Consider the following 16,799-nt stretch of genomic DNA (forward strand, 5'->3'; position numbering starts at 1 on the left):
GATTGACCGGCGCGGGGCCAGGGCGTGACGGCCAGCCCCTGCCCGCGCCGGGCGTGCCGGTCAGCGTCCCACCGGCTCGATCGACAGCGGCACCTCGCCGGCCTGGAACGGCTGGTTCACGTACTTGCGGTACTTGTCCAGGAACCGCACCGGCTGCTTGAGCGCATCCCGGCGGAACGGATCGCCCAGCTCCTGGCTGACCATCATCTCCAGCACAGTGGTCTTGCCCTCAAGCTGCGCCTGGCATGCGGCCTGCAGCGCGGCGCCGACCTGGTCGGCGTGTTCCACGCGGATGCCTTCGGCCCCCATGGCGCGCGCCAATTCCGAGAAGTTGGGATTGCGCAGGTTGCTGCCCACGAAGCGGCGGCCATAGAAGTCGACCTGGTTCTTTTTCTCGGCGCCCCACTGGCCGTTGTGGAACACCACCGCGGTCACCGGGATCTGCTCGCGCACGCAGGTCAGCAATTCCTGGAAGCTCATGCACCAGGCGCCATCGCCCACATACGCCACCGCCGGGCGGTCGGGCCGGCCAAGCTTGGCGCCGATCAACGCCGGCAGCGCGTAGCCGCAGTTGCCGAAGCTCATGGCCGCCAGCATGGAGTTGGGCTCGTCGAAACGCAGATAGCTGTTGGACACCGAGCAGATGTTGCCGATATCGGTGGAGACCATCACATGCTTGGGCATCGCGCGCTCAAGCTCGCGCAGCATGCGGCGCGGGTGCATGCGCCCGCCGCCCTGCTCGATGATGTCCAGGCTCCAGTCGTCGCGCTCGTGCGACCAGCTGTCCAATTCCTGTTCCCACTCGGCCTTCTGGGCAGAGATCTCGCTGGCGCGCTGATCCTTGGTGCGCACGCAGGCCACGTCGCGACCCTGCAGCTTGGCCGTCAGCGCGGCGGCGGCCGGCTTGGCGTCGCCGCAGATGCCCACGGACACCGGACGCACCAGTCCCAGCATGCGATGGTCGGCGTCGACCTGGATGATGCGGGCATTCTGCGGCCAGTATTCCAGCCCGTGTTGCGGTAGCGTGCCGAAGGGCCCCAGCCGGGTGCCCAGCGCCAGCACCACGTCCGCCTGCGACAAGAGCTTCATGCCGGCCTTGGCGCCCTGGTAGCCCAGCGGGCCGCACCACAGCGGATGGCTGGCCGGGAACGCGTCGTTGTGCAGATAGCTGGTCACCACCGGCGCCCCCAAGAGCTCGGCCAGCGCCACGCATTCCGCCTGCCCGTCCGAGAACAACACGCCGCCGCCCGCCACGATGACCGGGAACCTGGCCTCGGCCAGCAGGCGCGCCGCGGCTTCCAGGTCCTCTTCGGAGCCCGGCCCGCGCCGGATGCGGCGCGGCTCGGGGATGGCCACGTCGATCTCGCCGTAGAAATAGTCGCGCGGAATGTTCAGCTGCGCGGGGCCGCGTTCGGCCATCGCATTGTCGAACGCCTTGGCCGTGAATTCGGCCATGCGATCCGGGCGGTTCACGTGCGCCTGGTATTTCGTGATGCGCGAGAAGATCGGCAGCTGCTCGGTTTCCTGGAAGCCGCCCAGCCCCATGCCCGACGTGCCGGTCTCGGGCGTGATCGCCACCACCGGGCTGTGCGCCCAATAGGCCGCCGCCACGCCCGTCACGAAGTTGGTGATGCCGGGGCCGTTTTGTGCAATGCACACGCCGTGCCGGCCGGTCACGCGCGAATAGCCGTCGGCCATGTGCGCAGCGCCCTGTTCGTGCACCGTCGGCACGAAGCGGATGCCGGCCGCGGGAAACAGGTCCAGCGCATCCATGAAGGCCGAACCGACGATGCCGAAAACATCCTTGACGCCCTGCGCGACCAGCGTTTCGACAAACGCTTCGCTGGGGGTCATGTGTTGCTTGCTGCTCATGGTCTCTCTCCTGGCATGCCGGCGCTCGTCCGATTGCTAGTTGGCCGGTGTGATCCGATACTGCGCCAGAAATCCCTCTCTTCCCACCCCCGGGCGTTCCATTTTCTGCATTTTGTGTGCGACGATGGGCAGCCGATCGCTGAAATCTCGATTATTGAAAGATGAAAGACGAATCCTCCGCCGCCCTGCGGGCGCTGACGCTGCTGGAACAGGTTGCCCGTTCGTCCCAGCCGGTCTCGCTGGCCGAACTGACCGAGGCCACCGGCCTGCCCAAACCGTCCGTCCTGCGCATCCTGTCTCGCCTGGTCGACGCCGGCATGCTGCTGCGCGAACCGGCCGGCAAAAGCTACGTCAGCGGCCCGCGTCTTGGGGCGCTGGCGCGCGACACCTTGCTCAATTCACCGCTACGCGGCGAGCGCCACCGCATCCTGGACAGCCTGGTCGACGAAATCGGCGAGACCTGCAACTGCACCATGCTCGACGGCGACGAGGTCATTTACCTGGATCGGGTGGAAACCGCCTGGCCGCTGCGCGTCAACCTGCAATCGGGCTCGCGCGTGCCGCTGCATTGTTCGGCAAGCGGCAAGCTGTTCCTGGCGTACATGCGCCGCGAAACCCGCCAGCGCATGCTGGCGGCGGCCCAGTTGCCGCGCTATACGCCGAACACGCTCTGCGACGCGGCGGCGCTGGAAGAAGAACTGCGGACCATCAAGAAAGAAGGCGCCAGCTTCGACCGCGAGGAATTCCTGCTGGGCATCGTCTGCATGGCGGTGCCCATCCTGCATGGATCGCGCGCCATTGCGGCGGTGGCGCTGCATGCGCCGGTGGCAAGGTTGTCGATCGACGGCGCGCGGGCGTGGCTGCCGCGCATGCAGGAAGCCGCCCGGGCGTTGGCAGGAACGTACGAGGCGTCGGCCTAGTCCCGACGATTCACGCGTCCGGGTCGTTCCTGGCCGCGCCGGCCTGCGCCCGCTCCTGGCGGCGGTTTCTCGCGCCTTCGATCTTGGCCAGCAGCGGCTGCTTTTTCTGAATGACGATTTCCAGATACCGGTCGCGCGGCAGGACGAGCCGCACCACGGTCGGCAGCGCCTCGTAGGCGCGCTCCAGCACGTCCTTGACCATGGCGTCGTCCTTGAGCTTTTCGGCCGAAACGCTGAGCAAGCCATCGACCGTCACGCGCTCGATGGTCTGCCAATGCTGTTCCACCAGCGCGCTGCCCTTCTCGGCGGTGGCGCCCGCCAGTTCGCGGCCCTTTTCCGCTGTGGCCCCGGCCAGCTCGCGGCCTTTCACCGCCGTGGCGCCCGCCAGCGCCAGGCCCTTGGCCCGCGCATTCGCGGCGGCATCGCCCAGCTGGGCTTTTGAACTTTCCAGCGCCCCAGCCGTGCGGCTGGTCAGCGCGCGCGCCTTGACGGCCGCGCCTTCGGACAGCGCCTTGAACTTGTCGAACATGATCCACCCTGACGTCAGTTGGCGTTGATGATCGGGACAGACCCGCCCCGCAGCCGGCCAACCCGTCGGTAGATCATACCGACTCAGGCTTTACACTACGCCCAACTCAGCTTTTCTCCGATCCCTGACCGGATCCGCCCCCCCGTGACCGACACCGCCTTCTCCACCCTTCCCCTCCTTCCCCCGCTGCTCGAAAACCTGAAAACCCTGGGTTTCGAACAGATGACGCCGATCCAGGCGCAGGCGCTGCCGCTTATCCTGGACCGGCGCGACGTGATCGCCCAGGCCAAGACCGGCAGCGGCAAGACGGCGGCGTTCGGTCTGGGCGTGCTCCAGAACCTGGACGTGAACAACCTGGTCCCGCAGGGGCTGGTGGTCTGCCCCACCCGCGAACTGGCCGATCAGGTTGCGCAAGAGCTGCGGCGGCTGGCGCGCCTGATTCCCAACGTGAAGATCCTGACGCTGTGCGGCGGCGCCGCGGCGCGGCCGCAGGCAGAGTCGCTGGCCCGCGGCACCCATCTGGTGGTCGGCACGCCCGGCCGCATCCAGGACCACCTGGAACGCGGGAGCCTGGATCTGTCGGGCCTGAACACGCTGGTCCTGGACGAAGCCGACCGGATGGTGGACATGGGCTTTTATGACGACATCGTCGCCATTGCCTCGCACTGCCCCGCCAAGCGCCAGACGCTGCTGTTTTCGGCCACCTATCCCGACAACATCCGCAAGCTCAGCGCGCGTTTCCTGCGCAATCCCGCCGAGGTCAAGGTCCAGGCGCAGCACGACGCCAGCCGCATCGAGCAGATCTTCTACGAGATCGACGAAGGCGAACGCCTGGACGCGGTGGTCAAGCTGCTGGCGCATTTCCGTCCCGCCTCCACACTGGCCTTCTGCAACACCAAGATCCGCAGCCATGACCTCGTGGAGCGCCTGCAAGCCGAAGGCATCAGCGCCCAGGCGCTCAATGGCGACCTGGAACAGCGCGAGCGCGACGAAATCCTGATCCAGTTCGCCAACCAGAGCTGCGCCGTGCTGGTGGCCACCGATGTGGCCGCGCGCGGGCTGGACATCCAGAACCTGGGCGCCGTGATCAACGTGGACGTCACCAAGGACACCGAAGTCCACGTTCACCGCATCGGCCGTAGCGGCCGGGGCGACCAGAAGGGCCTGGCGCTCAGCCTGTGTTCGCCCGAGGAAATGCGCTGGGCCACCCTGATCGAGCAATACCAGGGATCGCCGCTGAAATGGGGCGATCTCAAATCGCTGCGCCCCAAGGCAGACCGCCCGTTGCGCGCGCCCATGATCACGCTGAGCATCCAGGGCGGCAAGAAGGACAAGCTGCGCCCCGGCGACCTGCTGGGCGCGCTGACCGGCGACGGCGGCCTGACGTTCGAGCAGGTCGGCAAGATCAACATCACCGAATTCACGTCGTACGTGGCGCTGGACCGCCAGATCGCCAAGCAGGCGTTCTCCCGGATTTCCAATAGCAACATCAAAGGCCGCCGGTTCCGGATGCGGTTCCTGGAAGAATTCTGATCCGGCACGGCTGGCGGCAGGCACGCGCCGCAAAGCTTGTGGGTTTCACACCGGCTTTGCCATAATGGCGCCGCCTGCACGCCGGTATGCTGGTTTTTTCGAAAGGCACGGCGGGCGCGGAACCAAAGGCAAGCAGTGGGCTCCAACCTGCCCACTGTCCCCCTTAACCATCACAAGAGAAACTCACCATGATCAAGTCCGATGACACCGGCAAGCTGATCCTGCGCCTGACCCTCGGTATTCTGATTCTGCTCCACGGCCTGTTCAAACTGACCGGCGGCGGCGTCGGCGGCATCAGCGGCATGCTGTCCTCGCACGGCCTGCCCGGCTTCCTGGCCTACGGCGTGTACATTGGCGAAATCGTCGCCCCCGTCCTGCTGATCATCGGCGTCTACACCCGTCTGGGCGGTCTGATCATCGCCATCAACATGGTCGTCGCCATCCTGCTCGCCCACAGCGGCAGTCTTGCAAGCATGACCAACAACGGCGGCTGGGCGCTGGAACTGCAAGGCATGTACCTGTTCACCGCCGTGGCGATCGCGTTCATGGGCGCTGGCCGTTTCAGCCTGGCTGGCGCCGGCGGCCGCTGGAACTGACCGGCTGCCCCCGTCCGCCGCGCCACGCGGCGGACATGCAAGGCAACACCACAAGGGACCGCGCATTCGCGGTCCCTTTCTTTTTGCGACGACTATGACGCGTTTGCGCAGACATTGATACGAACGTCATCGACCGTCACGCAGGCGCAAACATCCGTCACGCGAAAGCTGTTTCGGAACCATTACAGTCCCCGAACTTGGTCCCGCCGGCATGGCCTAATTTGCATGCGCGCAATGAAGGCGTATTTCGCGCCTTGCGCCAGGCGGGAGCCGGATGATGAAAAAGACTTTGTTGTTGATGGTGGCGATGACAAGCGCCTTGAGCGGCTGTGTGGTCGTCCCGGCGCGGCCGGCTTACTACCGGCCCGCGCCGGTCTACGCCACGCCGCATTATTACTACTACCCGGCGTACCCCGCCCCGCATTATTACTATCGCGGCTATTGAACATCGGATCTGCTGCGCCAAGGACATTCTCATGAGCCCTTCCTTCCAGATTGCCCGCTTGCGGCCGCTGGCCACCGCGGCCCTGCTGGCAGTGACCGCCGCCGCCCCCGCGCTGGCCGCCGCGCAGAACGTCTACTCCACGCAGCAGGTGCCGGTTCCGTCTGCGTATCAACAACCCGCATACGACGAGGGCGATCCCGCCAACGCGAATCTTGCGCTGGTTGACCGCAGTCCCGAGCCGCCGCCGCCCCTGCCGGTCTACGTGCAGCCGCCCGCTCCGGCTGACGGTTATCTGTGGGTGCCCGGCTACTGGAGCCTCAACCGTTACGGCTTTTTCTGGGTGCCCGGCGCATGGGTGCTGGCGCCGTATCAGGGCGCTCTCTGGACTCCGGGGTACTGGGGCTTTTCCAATGGCGTTTACCTCTGGAACCCTGGCTATTGGGGCCCGCACGTGGGTTTCTACGGCGGCATCAACTACGGCTTCGGCTATACGGGCCTGGGTTATGTGGGCGGTTACTGGAAGCGCGACCGCTTCTACTACAACCGGTCCGTCACGAACGTGAACGTCACCCGCGTGACGAACGTCTACAACCGGAACATCGTCGTCAACAACGTGGACAACCGCCGGGTCAGCTACCACGGCGGGCCGCAAGGCGTGCGGCGCAATGCCGACCCGCGCGAGCTGGCCGCGCGCAATGACCGCCACGCGGGCCCCACCGACGTGCAGCGCGCCTATGTGCGCGAAGCGGGCGGCAACCGCGCCCAGTTCTATGAACACAACAAGGGCAAGCCGCCCCAGGCGTATGTGGACCACCCGAACAACGGCAGGCCCGGCCGGGACGCCCGCCCGCAGGGCAACAACCCCTCCGTGCCGCTCGCCGACGATCGTGGACGCGACGGCCGCCCCGGCCCGCGCCCGCGCGACCCGGCCGGGCAGCAGGAGCGCCAGCAGCAAGAGCGCCAGCAGCAGGTCCGCGACCAGCAGGCGCGCGATCAGTTGAGAAACGATCAGCAGCGCCAACAGCAGGCTCGCGAACAGCAAAGCCGTGACCAGCAGTTGCGCGACCGGCAGCAGAACGACGCGCAGGCCCAGCAGCAGTTGCGCCAGCAGCAGATGCGTGACCAGCAGGCGCGCCAGCAGCAGCAACGCGATCAGCAGAACCAGCAGGACCTGCGCGAACGCCGGCAACAGGATCAACAGGCCCGCCAGCAGCGGGAACGCGACGACCAGGCGCGCCAAATGGCGCGTGACCGTCAAGAGCACGAACAACAGGCGCGCCAAAACCGCCAACAACAGCAACGCGACCAGCAGGCGCAACAGGTCCGTCAGCAGCAGCAACAACAGCAGCAGCAACAACAGCAGCAACGGCAACAGCGCGACCAGCAGGCGCAGCAGGCCCGCCAACAGCAGCAGCAGCAGCGGGAACAGCAGCAGTCACGCCAGCAGCAGCAACGCGACCAGCCGCGCGGCAACAATGGCCGCGGCGGGCCTGACGGCGGCTGAACTGGACCCTTGCGCGCCCCGCCGCTACAGTAGACAGCTTGCCGCGGCGTTTCCGCGGCTCCAACGGGAGACACCCATGAAGCGCCTTGCCCCCTGGTTCCTCGTATGCGGCCTGATGGCCGGCACGCCGGCCCTCGCCGCGCTGCCGGTGGGCGCCGCCGCTCCGGACTTCAGCGTGCCGGCCTCGCTGGGCGGCAACGAATACACCTTCAAGCTGAAGGAAGCGCTCAAGCAAGGTCCGGTGGTGCTGTATTTCTTCCCCGCCGCATTCACGCAGGGCTGCACCATCGAAGCCCACAACTTCGCCGAGGCCACGGACGAATACAAGTCGCTGGGCGCCACGGTCATCGGCGTATCGACCGACAACATCGACACACTCAAGAAGTTTTCGGTCAGCGAGTGCCGCAACAAATTCGCCGTCGCGGCCGATGGCGACGGCAAAGTCATGAAGGCGTACGACGCCGTCCACGACAAGCGGCCGGAATATGCGCAGCGCGTGTCCTACGTGATCTCGCCCGAAGGCAAGATCCTGTACGAATACACGAACATGAGCCCCGAGTCGCACGTGGCAAACACGATGCGCGCACTGCGGGAATGGAAGGCCAAGCAGTAAGGCCTTGATGAGAAACCGGCGCGCGGAATAAGGCGCGCTCTTGAACGGTTCGACGTTACGTACCGCGCCTGTCGAAGATCAATTGAACGGCCAGACCGTCGGGTGCGTGCCGGGCGGACTGGACGGCCGGATCCAGCGCGCCGGCGTCTCCGAGAAGCGCGCCGCATGGCGCACCGCGACCAACTCGCCAAAACCTGATGGCGACGTCTCCATCAGGCCGTCAAAGCCTGGCATGGGACAGTCCAGCCCGCCGTCCACCCGCCCCAATCCGCGCAGCCAATGCGCCGTCTGGGCGAGCGACACGCGCACGTGCCAGCTGCCGCCTTCGGTTGCCTGGCGCGCCAGCGCCACCTGCGCGCCGAACGCCATCAGGTAACCCGACGCGTGGTCCAGAATCTGCATCGGCAACGCCTTGGGCGCCTCCTGACCGGCAGCCAGCGCTTCCGCGTGGTTAAAGCCCGTGGCCGTCTGGACCAGGGAATCGAACCCGCGCCGGTTCGCCCACGGGCCCGTCGTGCCGTACGCGGACAAAGACACATAGACAATGCCCGGACGGATGCGTGCCGCGTCCTGCGGGCCGAATCCCAGTGCGGACATGCCGCCAGGCCGATAGCCCTGCACGAAAATATGCGCGCTGCGCAGCAGGTTGCCGAGCGCGATGCGGCCATCGGCCGTGTCCAGGTCCGCCAGCACGGACAGCTTGCCGCGGCTGGTATCGATGATGTTGTCGATATTGGGCAGTTGCGGGCTGTTGACCAGCATGACGTCGGCGCCGTAGGCGGCCAGCGCGCGGCCGCACACCGGTCCGGCGATGATGCGCGTCAGGTCCAGCACGCGGATGTCCTGCAGCGGACGTGCATTCTGCGCGTACTTCGGCAGCGGGCGCGGATCGGCTTCACCGATGCGTTCGATGGTCAGCAGCGGTTGCGCGGCGACAGCCTGCCCCTGCGGATGGCGGTCCCATTCCTCGAACGAGCGCATGGCAGACACGACCATGCCGGCATCGGCCGCCACCTGCTCGAAATCCAGCGCCTTCCAGCGGCTCAGCGCGCGTTCCACGGCTTCGCGGGTGGCGCCGTCGCCGGTCGGGCAGCCCAGCAAGGCCAGCGCCCCGTCACGGTGATGCGCGAAGTTGGCGTGAATGCGCACCCAGCCGCCATCGCCGCAGCGATAGACGCCGGTGATGGGATCCCACGGATTGGGCGTGACGCCATTGATGGTGTAGTGGCTGCGGCACTCCTGCGCCGCATGCAGCATGTCCACGCTGACCTGCTGCCGGGCGCCGCCACGCAGGTTCCAGACCTCCGCGGCAGCCAGGGCCGCCGCAGCCATGCTGGTCTGCGCGGCCGTGCCGACGGCAAATGAGGACGGGACGACAGGGTCTGCGCCTGTCAGCACGACGTGCTCGAGCGACGCGTCCGGTAAATCGACCGAACGCCAGAGCTTCTGCAAGACATCGCGGGACGTCTTGCCGGCGGGTGTGCGTCCCTTCAGAAAGGACGGGCGGAGGTCCATCAGATTTCCCATAGCGTTTGCCTGCATTAGTCGTTTACTTGCATTACATGGCGGCGTTCACACGTGCGTCAATACACGCCACGCGCCAGCGTGTTTCATGGTTTGACGGCCAACGTGGGGCGTTTTGGCGTTTGGGGGCCGTCTGGCCCCTCCCCCTGCCAACCAGGGGCCGCAAAGGGTTGCAGTGCAACACCGGTCACATCTCCTCGTAGTTTTTACATCGTCTTCCAGGCGCTTTCGCCCTGGTCCGCGCGCGTGCTCGGGATAGAATCGCAGCCTCGCCGGCGCGCCGCCCGGCCCCCAGTCCCTGGAGCCTCCCCATGAACACGCTGCTCTGGCTGCGCACCGACCTGCGCATGCACGACAACGCCGCCCTGGCCGGGGCGGCCGAGGCCGGCACGGTCACCGCGCTTTTCCTGGCCGCGCCCGGACAATGGCGCCAGCATGGCGACGCGCCGGCCAAGGTGGATTTCTGGCTGCGCAACCTGCGCGAGCTGTCCCAGGACCTGGGACAGGCCGGGATTCCGCTCAAGCTGCTGACCGTTAACGACTGGCGCGACGCACCGCGGGCCGTGGCCGCGTTCTGCCAGGAACACGCCATCGAAGCGGTCCACGTCAACGCCGAGTGGGGCGTCAATGAACGCCGCCGGGACGACGCCGTCGCAGCCGCGCTGTCCGACATCGGCATCGAGTGGACGGTGCACCACGGCGCGACGCTGCTGCGTCCCGGCACCGTGCTGACCGGCAAGGGCGATTGCTATCGCGTCTACACGCCCTATGCCCGCACCTGCCGCGAGCGCCTGCGCAGCGCGCCCGTGCGGCCCATTCCCGCGCCCAGCGCCCAGACGCCGCCGCGCTGGAAGTCCGATCCGCTGCCGGAATCGTTCGACGGGTTCGACGCGCCCAGCGACGCCGTCCGGGCGCTGTGGCCCGCCGGTGAAGCTGCCGCCAGCGACCGGCTGGCCGCCTTTGCCGACGAGGCGATCTTCGCCTACAAGGACGAGCGCGATTTCCCTTCGCTGCCCGCCACCAGTTGCCTGTCGCCATACTTTGCCGCGGGCGTCCTGTCTCCCGGCCAGGCGCTGCGCGCCGCGCTGGCGGCCAACCAGGGCGAGATCGACAGCGGCAAGGCCGGCGCCGCCACATGGATCAACGAACTGCTGTGGCGCGAGTTCTACCTGCACTTGCTGGCGGCCTACCCCGCCCTGTCCATGCACCAGCCCATGAAGCCGGAGACGGCGGCCGTGCCCTGGCGCGACGCGCCCGACGACCTGGCGGCCTGGCAGCAGGGCAAGACCGGCATCCCCATCGTGGACGCCGCCATGCGCCAGTTGCTGGCGCTGGGCTGGATGCACAACCGGCTGCGCATGGTGACGGCGATGTTCCTGTCCAAGAACCTGCTCATCGACTGGCGTCTGGGCGAGGCCTGGTTCATGTCGCAGCTTGTGGACGGCGACCTGGCCGCCAACAACGGCGGCTGGCAATGGAGCGCCTCCACGGGCGCCGACGCGGTGCCCTACTTCCGCGTCTTCAATCCGCTGTCCCAGTCCCGCAAATTTGACCCGCGCGGCGTGTTTTTGCGCGAATGGCTGCCTGAATTGGCGCATCTGGACGACAAGGCCATCCACGATCCGAATCCCATGGAACGAGCCGCCGCGGGCTATCCGGAACCGATCGTGGATCTGGCGCAAAGCCGGCTGCGGGCGCTTGAAGCCTTTGGCAACCTGCCCGCCGCGTAAGCGCGTCGACCTGTGGCGGCGTTGACGTACATCAACGCCGCCGCCGCGCCCGTCCCCGATGATGCCCTCGCCCATCACAGGACGAGCGACGCATGCGCAACAACCAGCCGGTCAACGACACGGAATACGTACTCCGAGACGAGCAATACCTGATATCCCGCACGGACTCGCGCGGCCGGATCATCTACGCCAATCCGGCGTTTGTTCACGCAAGCGGCTTTTCACGCGAGGAACTGGTCGGCGCGCCGCACAACATCGTGCGCCATCCCGACATGCCGCCGGCCGCCTTCGAAGACCTCTGGGGCACCATCCAGCGTGGTGAGTCGTGGACAGGCATGGTCAAGAACCGGCGCAAGGACGGCGGCTTCTATTGGGTGCTGGCCAACGTCACGCCCATCGTGGAACGCGGCACCACCGTCTGTTATGCCTCGGTGCGGGTCAAGCCCACCCGCCAGCAGATCGAAACGGCCGAAGCCGTTTATGCCAGCCTGCGTCTGGGCACGGCGCGCGGCATCCGGCTTTGCGGCGGCCAAGTCAAACCGGCGGGAGTGCGCGGCGTCCTGGCGCGGCTCAAACTCTGGCGCCTGACCGGCGTGCGTTCGCGCCTCTTGGCGTGGGCAGTGCTGTCCGCCTCGCTGTTCATCGGCGCGGCCGGCGCGGCCATCTACGGCATGCACGACCGCCTGAGCATCAGCGCCCTGGCCGCGGCCGTCGCGCTGACCGCGGGCGGCGTCGCGCTGATCTTCGCGTCGGGCTGGGGCTTTGCCCGCTCCATCGCCGGGCTGCTGGGCGCGGCCACGGACTTCACGCGCCAGATCGCCGCGGGCAACCTGAGCACGCCGCTGCCCGGCGCCCTGACCGGGGACGAGATCGGCGAACTGAAGTTTTCCCTGGAAGTCATGCGCAAAAGCCTGGTCAGCATCACGCGCGACGTGCACGGCGGCATCGAGAACGCCCTGCAGTCCGCCGCCGACATCGCACAAGGCAACGCAGACCTCTCGGCCCACACCGGGCGCCGGGCAGCGTCGCTGGAACAGGCGGCGGCCAGCATGGAGCAATTGGCCGTAACTGTGAAGCAAAATGCCGCCAACGCGCAGGATGCCGACGCCATGGCAAACCAGGCCAGCGACCTCGCCCGGCGTGGCGGCAATGTGGTCGACGAGGCCGCGCACGCCATGCAAGGCATCGTCCAAAGCTCATCGCGCATTGCCGAGGTCGTGGGCATCATCGACGGCATCGCTTTCCAGACCAACATCCTCGCGCTGAACGCCGCCGTCGAAGCCGCGCGCGCCGGCGAGGCCGGCAAGGGATTCGCGGTGGTGGCCAGCGAAGTGCGCAGCCTTGCACAGAAAAGCGCCACCGCCGCCCGCGAGATCAAGGCGCTCATCGAAAGCTCGGACGCGCGCGTCGGTGAAGGCGTGCGGCACGTCGAGCGGGCCGGCGCCAGCATGCGCGATATCGTGGAATCCGTTCAAAAGGTCACGCGCATCATCAACGAGATCGCCGCCACCTCGACCGACCAGCATGCGGGCATCGACACGGTAAGCCGCAGCATCTCGGAAACCGACAGCGCCGCGCAGGGCAACGCCGCGCGCGTCGAACAGGCCGCCAAGGCGGTTGCCAACCTGCGCACGGATGGCGCCCGCCTGCGTCACGCCATCGAGGTCTTCCGCGTCGCCAGCGCACCGGCTCCGGCCGCGGAACTGCCAGCGAAACCCGAAAGTCTCAGGCGCCCGCGGCCGCTTCCTTGTCCAGGCGCTTGATGAACACCTGCAATTCCTTGACGACCTGCTGATCTCCCCGCGCCTGGGCCGCCGCCAGCCCCGACTCCCAGGCGGCGCGGGCGCCGGGCTTGTCATTCAACCCGAGGCAGGCCTTGCCCAGCCATTTCCAGGCGACCGAATAAGTGGGATCGAAAGCCAGCGCGGCGCGCAGATGGGTGCAGGCCTCGGCAAAGCGTTCCTGTTCCGCGTAGGCCTTGCCAAGCGAAAACCGCAGCAGCAGATTGTCGGTGCCCTTGGCCAGCATCGCCTCCAGTCGCTCGATCATTCCTTCCATGCCGCAGCTCCTTGCCAGCGTCTTCGGTAAACCCGCATCATAGGCTGGGCCTTGCCGCGGGGCCGCAAAGCCCCCACGCGCGTCTGCGGCGCTACACTCCCAAGTCTGCCCCAACGCCCGCGCCGATGCGCGGACGACGCCCAATTCCAGGAGCCCGCATGAGCACAATCCATGATTTCTCCGTCCGCGCCATCGACGGCACGCAGCAGTCCCTAGAGACATACCGCGGCCGCGTGCTGCTGGTGGTGAACGTCGCCTCCAAATGCGGGTTCACGCCGCAGTATGCCGGCCTGGAAGAGCTCTACCGCGCGTTCCACGACGACGGTCTGACCGTGCTGGGTTTTCCGTGCGACCAGTTCGGCCACCAGGAGCCCGGCGACGAGGCCGAGATCCGCAATTTCTGCAGCACCCAGTACGACATCACCTTTCCGCTCTTTGTCAAGATCGATGTCAACGGCCCGAACGCCCACCCGCTGTACCAATGGCTCAAGGGCGAAAAGCCGGGCGTCTTCGGCACCGAAGGCATCAAGTGGAACTTCACCAAGTTCCTGGTCGGGCGCGACGGCCGCGTGATCAAGCGCTACGCGCCCACCGACACGCCGGCCAGCCTGCGCGAGGACATCACCGCGGCCCTGTCCGCCCCCGTCTAACGCAGCGGCGGCAGTCGCCGGCGCACCGTGTGCGACTTGACGATGGCGGTGTTGGTTTCGGCAAATTCGGTCACCCGTTCCAGGATGCCGTCCAGGTGCGTGATGGACCGGAGCACCATGCGGGCGATGAAGCAATCATCGCCCGTCACTTTGTCGCACTCCACGAATTCCGGAATCTGCTGGATCAGGCCCTCGACGTGGCGCAACTGCCCGGGCAACGGCCGGATGCGCACAACGGCCTCCAGCGAATAACCCAGCGCCACCGGATCCACGTCCAGCGTGTATGCGCGAATCACGCCGGATTCCTCGAGCCGCCGCATGCGGTCGGCGACGCTGGGCGCCGACATGCCCACCTGCCGCGCCAGGTCGGCCGTGGTGGTGCGCGCATTGGCAGACAGCATCTCCACGAGACGGCGGTCGATCCCATCCAAAACCGGACTTTCATTTTTTAGGTCGTTCTGCATAAATTCCACCCAAAGCAAGGTTGAATCGCGAAAGTGCCACGGCAACATCATATAAGCGGATGAAACCGCCTGGGATAATTTCTCCATCGAATTCCTGGCCAGATGGCCTTTGGAGAACCACCATGATCCCCTCGACCGAACGCACGGGCCTCGCGCAGATGGCGGCCGCCATGACCCTGTCGGGCACGCTCGGCGTCTTCGTTCTGGAGTCCGGGCAAAGCGCCTGGAACGTCGTATTCTTTCGCTGCGTGTTCGGCGCCCTGTCGCTGTTTCTGTACTGCTGGGCGCGCGGCCTGCTCAAGCCGGGACTTTTTACCCCGAAAACGCTGGCCCTGGCGCTGGCCGCCGGCGCCGCGCTGGTGCTGAACTGGGTGCTGCTGTTCTCGGCCTATCGGCTGGCGTCCATTTCGCTGGCCACCGCGGTCTACAACGTGCAGCCGTTCTTCCTGATCGGGCTGGGCGTGCTGTTCCTGGGCGAGCGCCCCTCCCGCGGCAAGGTGGCGTGGTCCCTCGTGGCGTTCGCCGGGCTGCTGCTGGTGCTGCGTCTGGGCGATGGCGGCGCGGCGGGCGGCGGCGCCTATCTGACGGGTCTGATGCTGGGCCTGGGCGCAGCCGCGTTGTACGGCATCACCGCCATCATCGTAAAGCGCCTGAAGGGCGTCCCCCCGCAGGTGCTGGCGCTGGTGCAGGTGACGCTGGGCGCGGTGATGCTGCTGCCGATGGCCGACTTCAATGCCCTGCCCGCCCAGCCTGTGCAATGGGGATACCTGGTGGCGCTAGGTCTCATCCACACGTGCCTCATGTACATCCTGATGTACTCGGCCATCCAGAAGCTGCCCACCACGTCCACCGCGGCGCTCAGCTTCATCTATCCCGCTGTCGCCATCCTGCTCGACTTCGTGGTCTACGGCCACCGCATGGACGCCTCGCAGATCGCGGGCGTGGCGCTGATCTTCCTGGCCGCCGCCGCAGTCAGCCTGAACTGGACGTGGCGGCTGCCGCGCAGCCCGCGTCCGGGCGCGGTCTGACCCCAAGTTCGCCCGGGGCCCTGCGCGGAAACCCGCATCCGGCCCCCGGTTATTCAGGCATCCGTCCGGTGTGCGCCGCTATCATGGCCCTTCCATCCGCGGGCGCTTGCCCGCGGCGCCATGACACACAGGACACCCTCATGATCGATCTCTATTACTGGACGACCCCCAACGGCCACAAGATCACGCTGTTCCTCGAAGAAACTGGCCTGCCCTACAAGATCCACCCGGTCAACATCGGCCGCGGCGACCAATTCAAGCCCGAATTCCTGGCCATCGCGCCCAACAACCGCATCCCCGCCATCGTGGACCACGCGCCCGCCGACGGCGGTGCGCCGATCTCGTTGTTCGAGTCGGGCGCCATCCTGCAATACCTGGCCGAGAAGACCGGCAAGTTCCTGCCCGCCGACGTGCGCGGGCGCGCCGAAGTGTCGCAGTGGCTCTTCTGGCAGATGGGCGGCCTGGGTCCCATGGCCGGCCAGAACCACCACTTTTCCGGCTACGCGCAGGAACGCATCACCTACGCGATCGAGCGCTACGTCAAGGAAACCAATCGCCTGTACGGCGTGCTGAACAAGCGCCTGGCCGACCGCGAGTTCGTCGCCGGCGACTATTCCATCGCGGACATGGCGGCCTACCCGTGGATCGTGCCGCACGCCAAGCAAAGCCAGGACCTGAACGAATTTCCGCACCTCAAGCGCTGGTTCGAAGCCATCGGCGCGCGTCCGGCGACGCAACGCGCCTACGCGCTGGCCGACACCATCAACACCACCCCGTCAGTCAGCGACGAAGCCTCACGCCGCATCCTGTTCGGCCAGACCGCCCAGAACGTCGCCCGTTGACCGCGAAGGAGCACGCCATGACTGCCCCGCAACGCGTTTTTCGCCGCGCACGCGCGGCCGATCTGCCTGCCATCGTGGCCATGCTGGCCGATGACGATCTGGGCGCAGGCCGCGAGGACGCCTCGGTCCCGCTGAACCCGCGCTACCTTGCCGCCTTCGAGGCCATCGAGCAGGATTCCAACCAATTCCTCGCCGTGGTTGAGCAGGATTCACAACTGGCGGGCTGTTTGCAGTTATCGTTCATACCCGGCCTGTCGCGGCGGGGTATGTGGCGGGGCCAGATCGAAAGCGTGCGCATCGCCTCGGCGTTTCGCGGCGCGGGACTGGGCCACGCGATGTTCGAATGGGCCATCGAACAATGCCGGATCCAGGGCTGCGAACTGGTCCAGCTCACCACCGACCGCGCGCGCCCCGATGCGCGCCGGTTCTATGAAAGCCTGGGTTTCAAGGCCAGCCATGACGGCATGAAGCTCAGCCTGTAACGTCTGATT

At 66.8% G+C, this 16,799-nt stretch carries 17 protein-coding genes; 12 read left to right on the top strand and 5 right to left on the bottom strand.

From position 1 onward, the window contains the following. Positions 1-60: 60 nt before the first annotated feature. Complete coding sequence (xsc, locus tag HV786_RS18405) at positions 61-1,872, bottom strand: sulfoacetaldehyde acetyltransferase (RefSeq protein WP_175211488.1); 1,812 nt, start codon at positions 1,870-1,872, stop codon at positions 61-63. A 161-nt stretch (positions 1,873-2,033) separates the two neighbouring features. Here xsc and HV786_RS18410 point away from each other — a divergent pair, with 161 nt between their 5' ends. Further along, positions 2,034-2,792 carry an IclR family transcriptional regulator gene (locus HV786_RS18410; protein WP_056316911.1) on the top strand — a complete coding sequence of 253 codons (759 nt, stop codon included), beginning with the start codon at positions 2,034-2,036 and terminating at the stop codon, positions 2,790-2,792. Between the two features lie 10 nt (positions 2,793-2,802). On the opposite strand, the gene HV786_RS18415 is transcribed toward HV786_RS18410, so the two are convergent. Continuing rightward, complete coding sequence (locus tag HV786_RS18415) at positions 2,803-3,321, bottom strand: hypothetical protein (RefSeq protein ID WP_175211490.1); 519 nt, start codon at positions 3,319-3,321, stop codon at positions 2,803-2,805. 144 nt (positions 3,322-3,465) lie between these two features. On the opposite strand from HV786_RS18415, the gene dbpA reads away from it, so the two are divergent. From dbpA to HV786_RS18440, 5 genes are all read left to right on the top strand, one after another. Further along, positions 3,466-4,854 (top strand): ATP-dependent RNA helicase DbpA, encoded by a 1,389-nt coding sequence (dbpA, locus tag HV786_RS18420; RefSeq protein WP_175211492.1) that lies wholly within the window; start codon positions 3,466-3,468, stop codon positions 4,852-4,854. A gap of 188 nt (positions 4,855-5,042) precedes the next feature. Continuing rightward, complete coding sequence (locus HV786_RS18425) at positions 5,043-5,450, top strand: DoxX family protein (protein ID WP_128828184.1); 408 nt, start codon at positions 5,043-5,045, stop codon at positions 5,448-5,450. Between the two features lie 277 nt (positions 5,451-5,727). Continuing rightward, positions 5,728-5,895 carry a hypothetical protein gene (locus HV786_RS18430; RefSeq protein WP_174245455.1) on the top strand — a complete coding sequence of 56 codons (168 nt, stop codon included), beginning with the start codon at positions 5,728-5,730 and terminating at the stop codon, positions 5,893-5,895. Between the two features lie 31 nt (positions 5,896-5,926). Further along, positions 5,927-7,399: a YXWGXW repeat-containing protein gene (locus tag HV786_RS18435; protein WP_175211494.1), complete on the top strand. Its 1,473-nt coding sequence runs from the start codon at positions 5,927-5,929 to the stop codon at positions 7,397-7,399. Positions 7,400-7,475: 76 nt separating this feature from the next. Beyond that, positions 7,476-8,012 (top strand): peroxiredoxin, encoded by a 537-nt coding sequence (locus HV786_RS18440; protein ID WP_128828183.1) that lies wholly within the window; start codon positions 7,476-7,478, stop codon positions 8,010-8,012. A gap of 78 nt (positions 8,013-8,090) precedes the next feature. On the opposite strand, the gene HV786_RS18445 is transcribed toward HV786_RS18440, so the two are convergent. After that, positions 8,091-9,539, bottom strand: coding sequence for a CoA transferase (locus HV786_RS18445; RefSeq protein WP_128828182.1), 1,449 nt, complete (start codon positions 9,537-9,539; stop codon positions 8,091-8,093). A gap of 308 nt (positions 9,540-9,847) precedes the next feature. On the opposite strand from HV786_RS18445, the gene phrB reads away from it, so the two are divergent. Then, the gene (phrB, locus tag HV786_RS18450) at positions 9,848-11,266 is read left to right on the top strand and encodes a deoxyribodipyrimidine photo-lyase (protein ID WP_175211496.1); all 1,419 of its coding nucleotides are present in this window, start codon (positions 9,848-9,850) and stop codon (positions 11,264-11,266) included. 92 nt (positions 11,267-11,358) lie between these two features. Beyond that, positions 11,359-13,029 carry a methyl-accepting chemotaxis protein gene (locus tag HV786_RS18455; protein ID WP_175211498.1) on the top strand — a complete coding sequence of 557 codons (1,671 nt, stop codon included), beginning with the start codon at positions 11,359-11,361 and terminating at the stop codon, positions 13,027-13,029. On the opposite strand, the gene HV786_RS18460 is transcribed toward HV786_RS18455, so the two are convergent. Further along, the gene (locus HV786_RS18460) at positions 12,992-13,324 is read right to left on the bottom strand and encodes a tetratricopeptide repeat protein (RefSeq protein WP_128828181.1); all 333 of its coding nucleotides are present in this window, start codon (positions 13,322-13,324) and stop codon (positions 12,992-12,994) included. The two genes, HV786_RS18455 and HV786_RS18460, sit on opposite strands and share 38 nt — an antisense overlap. Positions 13,325-13,482: 158 nt before the next feature. Between HV786_RS18460 and HV786_RS18465 the strand changes: the two genes are divergently transcribed. Further along, positions 13,483-13,974 carry a glutathione peroxidase gene (locus HV786_RS18465; RefSeq protein ID WP_128828180.1) on the top strand — a complete coding sequence of 164 codons (492 nt, stop codon included), beginning with the start codon at positions 13,483-13,485 and terminating at the stop codon, positions 13,972-13,974. On the opposite strand, the gene HV786_RS18470 is transcribed toward HV786_RS18465, so the two are convergent. Beyond that, entirely contained in the window at positions 13,971-14,438 is a 468-nt protein-coding gene (locus tag HV786_RS18470) for an Lrp/AsnC family transcriptional regulator (protein ID WP_056318685.1), read from the bottom strand. The two genes, HV786_RS18465 and HV786_RS18470, sit on opposite strands and share 4 nt — an antisense overlap. Positions 14,439-14,560: 122 nt before the next feature. On the opposite strand from HV786_RS18470, the gene HV786_RS18475 reads away from it, so the two are divergent. The 3 genes from HV786_RS18475 (at position 14,561) to HV786_RS18485 (ending at position 16,790) form a co-directional block, all read left to right on the top strand. Next, complete coding sequence (locus tag HV786_RS18475; RefSeq protein ID WP_128828179.1) at positions 14,561-15,466, top strand: DMT family transporter; 906 nt, start codon at positions 14,561-14,563, stop codon at positions 15,464-15,466. A gap of 140 nt (positions 15,467-15,606) precedes the next feature. Further along, positions 15,607-16,308: a glutathione S-transferase N-terminal domain-containing protein gene (locus HV786_RS18480; protein WP_128828178.1), complete on the top strand. Its 702-nt coding sequence runs from the start codon at positions 15,607-15,609 to the stop codon at positions 16,306-16,308. A gap of 17 nt (positions 16,309-16,325) precedes the next feature. Further along, entirely contained in the window at positions 16,326-16,790 is a 465-nt protein-coding gene (locus HV786_RS18485) for a GNAT family N-acetyltransferase (protein WP_056316881.1), read from the top strand. The last annotated feature ends 9 nt before the right edge of the window (positions 16,791-16,799 follow it).

This window comes from Achromobacter mucicolens (assembly GCF_902859725.1).
Lineage (GTDB): Bacteria > Pseudomonadota > Gammaproteobacteria > Burkholderiales > Burkholderiaceae_B > Achromobacter > Achromobacter mucicolens.